At 36.8% G+C, this 9,516-nt stretch carries 7 protein-coding genes; 2 read left to right on the top strand and 5 right to left on the bottom strand.

Annotated elements, in window-relative coordinates; all coding sequences use genetic code 11:
• Nucleotides 1-212, top strand: a 212-nt coding sequence (locus P8M54_RS14100) for a hypothetical protein (protein ID WP_300288615.1), incomplete at its 5' end; no start/stop codon positions are given.
• Nucleotides 213-321: 109 nt separating this feature from the next.
• Here the strand turns inward: P8M54_RS14100 and P8M54_RS14095 are convergent.
• On the bottom strand, nt 322-549 hold the full coding sequence (locus P8M54_RS14095) for a CDGSH iron-sulfur domain-containing protein (protein WP_300288613.1): 228 nt from the start codon (nt 547-549) through the stop codon (nt 322-324).
• Nucleotides 550-753: 204 nt separating this feature from the next.
• Between P8M54_RS14095 and P8M54_RS14090 the strand changes: the two genes are divergently transcribed.
• On the top strand, nt 754-1,614 hold the full coding sequence (locus tag P8M54_RS14090) for an NAD(P)-dependent oxidoreductase (RefSeq protein WP_300288611.1): 861 nt from the start codon (nt 754-756) through the stop codon (nt 1,612-1,614).
• Nucleotides 1,615-1,886: 272 nt separating this feature from the next.
• Here P8M54_RS14090 and P8M54_RS14085 read toward each other — a convergent pair whose 3' ends face one another.
• The 4 genes from P8M54_RS14085 to P8M54_RS14070 form a co-directional block, all read right to left on the bottom strand.
• Complete coding sequence (locus P8M54_RS14085) at nt 1,887-3,311, bottom strand: peptidoglycan endopeptidase (RefSeq protein WP_300288609.1); 1,425 nt, start codon at nt 3,309-3,311, stop codon at nt 1,887-1,889.
• 248 nt (nt 3,312-3,559) lie between these two features.
• Complete coding sequence (locus P8M54_RS14080) at nt 3,560-5,821, bottom strand: aconitate hydratase (protein ID WP_300288607.1); 2,262 nt, start codon at nt 5,819-5,821, stop codon at nt 3,560-3,562.
• Nucleotides 5,822-5,928: 107 nt separating this feature from the next.
• Nucleotides 5,929-8,703: a bifunctional aconitate hydratase 2/2-methylisocitrate dehydratase gene (locus P8M54_RS14075; RefSeq protein ID WP_300288605.1), complete on the bottom strand. Its 2,775-nt coding sequence runs from the start codon at nt 8,701-8,703 to the stop codon at nt 5,929-5,931.
• 338 nt (nt 8,704-9,041) lie between these two features.
• Nucleotides 9,042-9,516: MoxR family ATPase (locus P8M54_RS14070; RefSeq protein ID WP_300288603.1), on the bottom strand; the 475-nt coding region annotated here is incomplete at its 5' end.

Below are 9,516 nucleotides of genomic sequence, written 5' to 3'. Positions count from 1 at the left end.
GATTAGGCAATGTTTATGCACTAAATTTAAAAGAGTATGAAAAAGGACTCGATAACATGTGTAAAGCCTACAACTTATATGTTTCGCAAAAATCACCCTATCGAACTGATGCTGAAAGTATCATAAACATGATTTATGCTGAACTAAAAAAGCAAGGAAAAGAAACACAATTCAACCAAATATTAAAGGACAACAACATAACGCAAAATTAGCAAAGCAGTTTGTACCTCAAGGTATTTACAATTCATTTACTAAGCTAAAATAAAAAATCGGCAGCTGCTGCTTGCCGATTTTTCATTATATCACTACTGCCTAAAGCTACTAGTTTGTTTTCATTGGTGGCAAATCAAATGCAGCTGCTTCGTGTTCAAAATTATTACGGTGCGCTCCATCGCAAAATGGCTTATTAGCAGATAATCCGCAACGACAAAGGCCTAAAGCTTTTCTACCTTCTAGTCCGTAAACATTACCTTGACCATCTACTATTTCAAAATCTCCTTCGATTTTGATCGATCCATTTTTATTAATTGTTAGCTTCGTATTGCTCATGTTACTTTGTTTTTAATTGGAGGTCAAAGATTAGAAAATATTATAGAAAGTTCTCCATTTGTTGTTTATTTTTTCATCAGTCAATGTTATTTACACTAATTCTATTTTATAACTTTCTTTTAGCACGAAATCAACCTCATCTCAACAAAAATATACTTAAATTTGATGGAAGCACTTTCGCATTTACAAACAAATTAAAAGCATATGAATACAATAAAAATAGGTTGGATTGGACTAGGCAACATGGGAAATCCAATGGTTCAAAATCTTTTAAAAGCAGGATTCCCCGTTACTGTTTACAACCGTTCTAAAGATAAGGAATCTCCATTGCTAGCACTAGGCGCTACTCCTGCTGAAAGCCCTGCAGAATTAATTAAGACCTGTGACGTAGTCATCACTATGTTATCTAATGATGCAGCCGTAAAGGAGGTTTTTGAAAGTAAAGAAGGTCTTTTAGCAAATGCCAATGTGGGTAAACTAATAATCAATATGAGTACTGTTGCACCCGAAACTTCTCGCTATTTAGCAGCTCTTTGTGTTCAACATCAACTAGGATTTATTGATGCTCCTGTATCAGGTAGTGTAAAACCAGCGCAGGATGGTGCTCTCGTGATTTTAGTAGGTGCGAGTAAACCTAATTTTGAAATTGCAAAACCTATTTTTAATGTTTTGGGCAAAATTGCCATTCATGTTGGTGAAGCCGGAGTAGCTAGTTCAGCCAAACTTGCTATTAATTATCTTTTGGGACTTAATTTACAAGGTTTAGCTGAAACTGTTTTATTTGCCGAAAAAAATGGGGTTAGCAAAGAAGACATGCTCACAATTATTAATGCCGGAGCTTGTGGCAACGGAATTACTAACATAAAAGCACCATCAATTATTGAGGACTCTTTTCCAGCTGCATTTGCTTTAAAGCATTTAGTTAAAGATTTGGGTCTAGCTAAAGACGCAGGATTAGCTTCTCCTTTAATACATCCTTTATACGACACCTACTTAAAGGCACAACAAGAAGGCTTAGGAGATCAAGATGTAATGGCTATTATTAGTAGTTTAAAAAACGCTTAAGTTTTCAAATAAAGATAGGAGTGCATTTTTAGCACTATTGATTTTAGCCCTGATAGAAGTAAAACTCCTTGCGCAGTGCACTTGTATTTTTCTAGGCTAAAAAGAGCGACTAAAAGAAGCTCCTTTTTAGACGTAAGAAAAAACAAAGGCACCAGTAAGAGTGGTACGATAGCAGGAAATTGCTTCTAAAAATCTAACAACTAAAAATAAAACACCCCAAATAATACGATATTATTTGGGGTGTTTTTGTGAAATATAAATAGGTAAATGGACTAGAGCACCCGATTGATTTGTGTTACTCTTTTACTGTAGTATCTTTCCTTTATTGATGAAATAATCACACCACTATTAGAGGCATGAATGAATTTTATATCTCCGTTGTTGACCTCAACTACCATTCCTACATGGTTCACTTGACCACGACCATTCGTTTTAAAAAAGATTAAATCTCCTTTTTGGGCGTCTTCGTTATTGATTTTTGTTCCGTATTGCGACATCTCGTATGAAGTCCTAGGTAAGTCGATATCAAAAGCGCCAAAAGTAGTACACATTAAACCTGAGCAATCAAATCCCGCTTTGGTAGTTCCACCCGGTCTGTAGCGAGTACCGATGTTTTCAGATGCAGTAGAAACCAATTGGTCTAAAAAATCGGTTCCGTGAAATGCTTTCACATCATAATTAGTATCGACTGCTGGGTTACTGATCACATCTTTTACTACAAAAGCACTTTTAGTCTCTATTGGTTTTTTAGTGCGAATATTAAGTTGGTATCCCACTGGCAATCCGTTTTTGATTTTAGGATTTTGTCGCTCTAACTCAGCCACTGTGATTCCGTATTCCTTTGCTATGGCGTACTTTGTTTCTTTTGCAAGAACCTCACGCACAACCTCTGTTTCGGGCGCATCAGCAGCACTCTCTTTAGCAGTAACAATAGCTGATTGTACGGTTGCTACAGTTTTTGCCTCAGTAACGGGATTTGAAATAACAGCTACTGGATTTGAAGGAGTGGCAACGGCAGTTTTATCAACTATTTGCTGGTCCTTAACCGGAATAATCAATTGCTGTCCAATTTTTAAAGGCTCGGTAAGCAAAATTGGGTTGGCGGCATCGATATCGGCAACGGTAAGTCCGTATTCGCGAGCAATAGCATATTTAGTTTCACTAGGAAGTACTTCACGTACTATTTTTGTTTCTCCAGAAGTAGCATTTAAAGCTACCGCTGTAGTCGTTTCTTGTTGAATAGTGTTTTTTGAAGCGGTGCTTTGCGCTACTATTTCTTGGTTAGCGTCAGTAATTGGGATATTTATTTTTCCGCCTTTTCTTAAACCTGTTTTTTCTAAAGTTGGATTTTCTTGGTACAAATCAGCTACAGTTAAACCGTATTGTCTTGCAATACCGTAAATTGTTTCTTTGGGTTGTACGGCATGTATTTTTAACTTGTTTTTGGTTGCGATAGTTGCGGTACTTTTTACTAATTCCTTATTTGGATTAGGAATTAAAAGAGTCTCTTTGAACTTGATTCCCTTTCTTGCCTCAGGATTAAGGTCGTAAATAGCATTCGCTTTTAAGTGGTATTGTTGTGCAATTTTGCTTATGGTTTCTCCTTTTGCAACAGTATGTTTTATGTATTTTTCTTGCGAAAAAGCTGTAAAACCTATTAAAAACACCAAAATTAAAATCCAATTATTATACTTCATAAACCTCTTTTTAAACCTATCAACCTGAACAACAGACAATAATACAATTTTTTATACAAAAAAACTACTACTTAGCTATTGTAATAAAAAAGAAAGACTGTATTTTCTTTCTCCAAAGCGAAAATAGCCAATCTTTATAGAAAACACGGTCATTTTAACAACTATTTAAATTGATTTTAACAAAGGTAAAAGCATAAAAAAAGTGCGTGTTTTCACAACGCACTTTTAATACCTACTATAGCAACACTTTATGCCTCGGCAGCAATTAAGTTTAAGGCTGATCCTGCAACATACCACCCTATTTGTCCTGCATTATACGTGTGGTTTGCAAGAATAACATCTTTAGAACCATCAGCATGCACAAATTCAACAGAAAGTGGCTTTCCAGGAGCAAAATCTACAAGATCAATAAAGTTTATTGTATCGTCCTCTTGGATTTTATCATAGTCAGCTTCATTAGCGAAGGTTAAACCTAATAGTCCTTGTTTTTTAAGATTGGTTTCATGGATACGTGCAAATGATTTCACCAATACGGCTTTGACACCTAAGAAACGAGGCTCCATTGCAGCATGCTCACGAGAAGATCCTTCTCCATAATTATGATCACCAATCACCACTGAAGGAATTCCAGCTGCTTTGTATGCTCGAGCCACAGCAGGAACCGCATCGTATTCTCCAGTTAATTGGTTTTTAACAGCATTTGTTTTTTGATTGTATGCATTAACTGCACCTATCAACATATTATTAGAGATATTATCTAAATGCCCACGGAAACGCAACCAAGGTCCAGCCATAGAAATATGATCGGTGGTACATTTTCCAAAAGCTTTAATTAACAATTTGGCTCCAGTTATGTTTTTTCCGTCCCATGGTTCAAAAGGCTCTAATAATTGCAAACGATCTGAAGTGGCATCCACTACGATTTTCACACTCGAACCGTCTTCGGCTGGAGCTTGAAAACCATTATCATCTACATCAAAACCTTTTTTAGGAAGCTCATCACCATAAGGAGCAGTTAACCTTACTTCTTCTCCTTTATCATTCAATAAAGTATCAGTAAGTGGATTAAAATCTAATCGTCCTGAAATCGCTAAAGCAGCCACCATTTCAGGCGACGTCACAAAAGCATGCGTATTAGGATTCCCATCAGCTCTTTTAGAGAAATTACGGTTAAATGAATGAACAATAGTATTTTTCTCTTGCTTGTCAGCTCCTGCTCGATCCCATTGACCAATACAAGGACCACAAGCATTCGTAAATACTTTAGTTCCCATTTTCTCAAAAGCAGCAATCATACCGTCTCTCTCAATAGTATATCTAATTTGTTCTGAACCAGGATTAATTCCGAATTCAGCTTTAGGTGTGATTCCGTGCTCGACAGCTTGATTCACAATAGATACTGCACGCGCCATATCTTCATAGGATGAGTTCGTGCAAGAACCTATTAATCCCCATTCTACCTTTATTGGCCAATTATTAGCAGCCGCTTCCTCTTTCATTTTAGAAACTGGCGTTCCTCTATCTGGCGTAAAAGGACCGTTAATATGCGGCTCTAATTCTGAAAGATTAATTTCGATTACTTGATCAAAATATTGCTCAGGATTTGCGTATACTTCTGGGTCTCCTGTTAAATGAGCAGCTACTTTATCAGCAGCATCTACTACATCTTGACGTCCCGTTGCTGACAAATACCTGCGCATCGAGTCATCGTATCCAAATGTCGAGGTAGTAGCACCAATTTCGGCACCCATATTACAAATGGTTCCCTTACCGGTACAAGACATGCTTGTGGCACCTTCTCCAAAATATTCAACAATAGCTCCTGTCCCACCTTTTACAGTTAGAATATCAGCCACTTTTAAAATTACATCTTTAGGTGCTGTCCAGCCTGATAATTTACCCGTTAACTTCACTCCTATAAGTTTAGGGAATTTCAACTCCCAACCCATACCTGACATTACATCAACAGCATCAGCGCCACCAACACCAATGGCTAGCATTCCTAATCCCCCTGCGTTTACAGTATGGGAATCGGTTCCAATCATCATTCCTCCTGGGAAAGCATAATTTTCTAAAACACTTTGGTGGATAATTCCTGATCCTGGTTTCCAGAAACCAATTCCATACTTATCAGAAACTGATGATAAGAAATCAAATACTTCGCTTGATTGTTGTTTTGCAACAGCCAAATCCTTCTCAGCTCCTACTTTAGCTAAAATTAAGTGATCACAATGTACCGTGGTTGGTACTGCCACCGTTTTTTTACCGGCATGCATAAACTGCAACAAGGCCATTTGGGCAGTTGCATCTTGACAAGCAACTCTATCTGGAGCAAAATCAACATAATCAACCCCTCTACCATATGCTTGTTTCGCTTCACCATCCCAAAGATGACTGTATAAAATTTTCTCGGTCAAAGTAAGCGGACGACCAACAACTTTTCGCGCATCGTTAACACGTACTGCCATGTTATCGTACACTTTTTTTATCATTTCAATATCAAATGCCATATATACTAATTTTAAGAATTGTTTTATTTGTACCACAAGATACAAAAAATAAAAAAAGCCTAAGTCAATGACTTAGGCTTTTTGATATAATTAACAATTTCAAACTATTACATTACAAGCAATTTGTGTGAAGGCGCAAACTGTGTCAAATTAATACCCTGCACTGCTGCTTTGTACTCTTCCATAGTAGGCGTTCTTCCTAAAATAGTAGACAATACCACCACTGGTGTAGAAGACAATAAAGACTCTCCTTTTTTACCTTCAGCATCTTCAACGACTCTTCCTTGGAAAAGACGGGTTGAAGTAGCCATTACCGTATCTCCTTTGGCTGCTTTTTCTTGGTTACCCATACATAAGTTACATCCAGGACGCTCTAGGTAAAGAATATTTTCATACCCAGTACGTGCAACCCCTTTTGGTGCATTATCATCAAATTCGAACCCAGAATATTTTTGTAACACTTCCCAGTCACCTTCAGCTTTCAACTCATCAACAATGTTGTACGTTGGTGGAGCAACAACTAATGGTGCTTTAAATTCTACTTTACCAAATTGTGCATCAATATTTTTAAGCATTTGCGAAAGGATTTTCAAATCTCCTTTGTGAACCATGCATGATCCAACAAAACCTAAATCCACTTTTTTAGTCCCACCATAAAACGATAATGGTCTAATAGTGTCGTGTGTATATCTCTTAGAAACATCTGCATTATTAACGTCTGGATCTGCAATCATAGGCTCTTGTACAATGTCAAGATCAATAACAACTTCTGCATAATATTTTGCATTAGCATCAGGAGTTAAAGCTGGTTTAGCACCAGATCTAATATCAGCAATTCTTTTATCAGCAATAGCGATCAAACCTTTAAGCACTTGTTTCGCGTTATCCATCCCTTTATCAATCATGATTTGGATTCTTTTCTTAGCGATCAACAATGATTCGATCAAAGTTTCATCCTCAGAAATACAGATAGACGCTTTTGCTTTCATCTCTGCAGTCCAGTCTGTAAAAGTAAAGGCCTGATCAGCGGTAAGTGTACCTAAGTGCACTTCGATAATTCTACCTTGGAACACATTTTCTCCTCCAAATTGTTTCAACATTTGAGATTGAGTAGCGTGAACCACATCACGGAAATCCATATAGGTTTTCATATCCCCTTTGAAAGTCACTTTTACTGACTCTGGAATTGGCATTGAAGCTTCACCCGTAGCCAATGCAAGCGCAACTGTACCTGAATCGGCACCAAAAGCAACACCTTTTGACATTCTTGTATGAGAGTCACCACCAATAATGATAGCCCACTCATCAACAGTAATATCATTCAATACTTTATGAATAACATCTGTCATGGCAAGGTATTCTCCTTTAGGATCACGTGCAGTAATCAAACCAAAGTCATTCATAAATTTCATCAATCTAGGAATATTTGCTTTCGACTTATTATCCCAAACCGATGCAGTATGACAACCTGATTGGTAAGCACCATCAACAATAGGAGAAATAACTGTAGCAGCCATAGACTCTAACTCTTGAGAAGTCATCAAACCTGTAGTATCTTGAGAACCTACGATGTTTACCTCTACACGTACATCTGATCCAGCGTGCAACACTTTACCAGGCGTAGTTCCAACCGCATTTTTATTGAAGATTTTCTCCACAGCAGTCAATCCTTGTCCTTCAACAGAAACTTCTTTTGACGGAGCAAAAACAGGCTCGATAGCAATACCCAATGTTTTCGATGCAAAAGTTTGTAATTTTTTACCAAAAACAATAGCGTATGAACCACCTGCTCTTATGAATTCCATTTTTTGAGGTGTAAAAGCTTTAGAAATATCTTTCAGCTCTTTGTCACCATTGTATAATTTTTTAGTTTTAGTATTGATGGTAAGCACAGTACCTGTAGCAACAGAATATGCTTCTTCTAGAACAACATCTCCGTTTTCATTACGTACAGCATTGCCTTTATCATCAACTACTTTTACCCAGTTTTGAAGGTCTAATCCAATTCCACCAGTTACATCAACAGTAGTCAAGAAAATTGGGGAAATTCCGTTTGTACCTGCTACAATTGGAGCAATGTTAATAAAAGGAACATAAGGACTTGCCTTTTTTCCTGTCCATAATGCTACATTGTTCACACCTGACATTCTTGATGATCCAACACCCATTGTCCCTTTTTCAGCAATTAGCATTACACTCTTGTCAGGGTGTTGTGCTTGCAAAGCTTGAATTTCGGCTTGCGCTTCTGGAGAAATTAAACATTTCCCGTGTAGTTCACGATCAGAACGAGAGTGAGCTTGATTTCCTGGAGACAATAAATCAGTAGAAATATCTCCTTCACCAGCAACATAAGTAACCACTTTTATTTCCTCTGCTACTTCAGGAAGTTTGGTAAAGAATTCTGCTTTCGCATAACTTTCCAAAATTTCTTTTGCAATTTCGTTTCCAGCCTTAAATGCAGCTTCTAAACGATCGGTATCTGCTTCGTAAAGGAAAAATTGCGTCTTAAGTACTTTAGCAGCTTCTGTAGCAATTGCAACATCATTACCTAGAGCCAAATCAAGTAAAACTTCAATTGAAGGTCCACCTTTCATATGTGATAGTAATTCAAAAGCAAAAGCAGGAGTAATTTCAGCAACCACTGATTGTCCTAAAATAATTTCTTTTAGAAAAACGGCTTTTACTGCTGCCGCTGGAGTTGTACCAGGAACGGTATTATAGATAAAAAAATGAAGTGACTCGTTACGATCCGTATTAGTCGTATCTTTTATTTGGGAAATAATAGTGCTCAATAATTCAGCACCATCAATAGGTTTAGGGTTTAGACCTTGTGATTTTCTTTCTTCGATTTCTTGCAAGTAATCGTTATAAATGTTCGTCATAGAATTTTTTTCAATGTTTAAGGCTATTTTAATAATCATTTCAACCATCAAAAAAACTACGAAAGGTCGTCCTTTTGAATTTTGAAATGCAAATTTAGTTATTTAACCTGATATTAAAAAAAATTTAATAGAACTGACCTTTTGAAAAATTATTATTCCTAATTACTGATTTTAACCCCACTAAAATGATTTAAACGTAAAATTTTAACTAAAAAATAATAATTACGCAATTATTCCAAAAAACCGCTGGTTTTGGCTTATGCAAAAATGCAACTACCTAAAGAAAACGATATCGTAAATTAGGTAATTGCATGTATAAGCCACTTTGAACAGCGATGTTATAGCAATTTTTCAATTATAATTTCTTCTGTTATGCCTTCGGCATCGGCTTTGTAGTTTTTAATGATACGATGGCGTAAAATACCAACAGCAACTGCTTGAACATCCTCAATATCCGGTGAGTATTTACCATTAAATGCAGCATGCGTCTTGGCTGCTAAAATTAAATTCTGAGACGCTCTCGGTCCTGCTCCCCAATCTAAATAATTTTTAACAAAATTAGTAGACAAAGCACTATCCGGACGTGTTTTACCAACTAAACCAACGGCGTATTCAATGACATTATCAGCTACAGGAATTCTTCGAACCAACTGTTGAAAATCGATTATTTCTTGAGCATTAAACAAAGCACTTATAGTTGTTGAAACCGTAGACGTAGTTCTTTTCACTACCTGCACTTCCTCTTCAAAAGATGGGTATTCTAGTTTTATCGCAAACATAAAACGGTCCAATTGCGCCTCAGGTAAAGGATAA

The sequence above is a fragment of the Flavobacterium sp. genome (assembly GCF_029242675.1).
In the GTDB taxonomy this organism is placed as follows: Bacteria; Bacteroidota; Bacteroidia; order Flavobacteriales; family Flavobacteriaceae; genus Flavobacterium.
The sequence above is the reverse complement of the archived record's forward strand: the minus strand, read 5'-3'. Positions and strand labels throughout refer to the sequence as shown.

What these genes read in the sequence shown, in the direction of transcription:
- P8M54_RS14085 (WP_300288609.1), bottom strand. Translation starts at nt 3,311, where the DNA reads ATGAAGTATAATAATTGGATTTTAATTTTGGTGTTTTTAATAGGTTTT.
- P8M54_RS14080 (WP_300288607.1), bottom strand. Translation starts at nt 5,821, where the DNA reads ATGGCATTTGATATTGAAATGATAAAAAAAGTGTACGATAACATGGCA.
- P8M54_RS14095 (WP_300288613.1), bottom strand. Translation starts at nt 549, where the DNA reads ATGAGCAATACGAAGCTAACAATTAATAAAAATGGATCGATCAAAATC.
- P8M54_RS14075 (WP_300288605.1), bottom strand. Translation starts at nt 8,703, where the DNA reads ATGACGAACATTTATAACGATTACTTGCAAGAAATCGAAGAAAGAAAA.
- P8M54_RS14090 (WP_300288611.1), top strand. Translation starts at nt 754, where the DNA reads ATGAATACAATAAAAATAGGTTGGATTGGACTAGGCAACATGGGAAAT.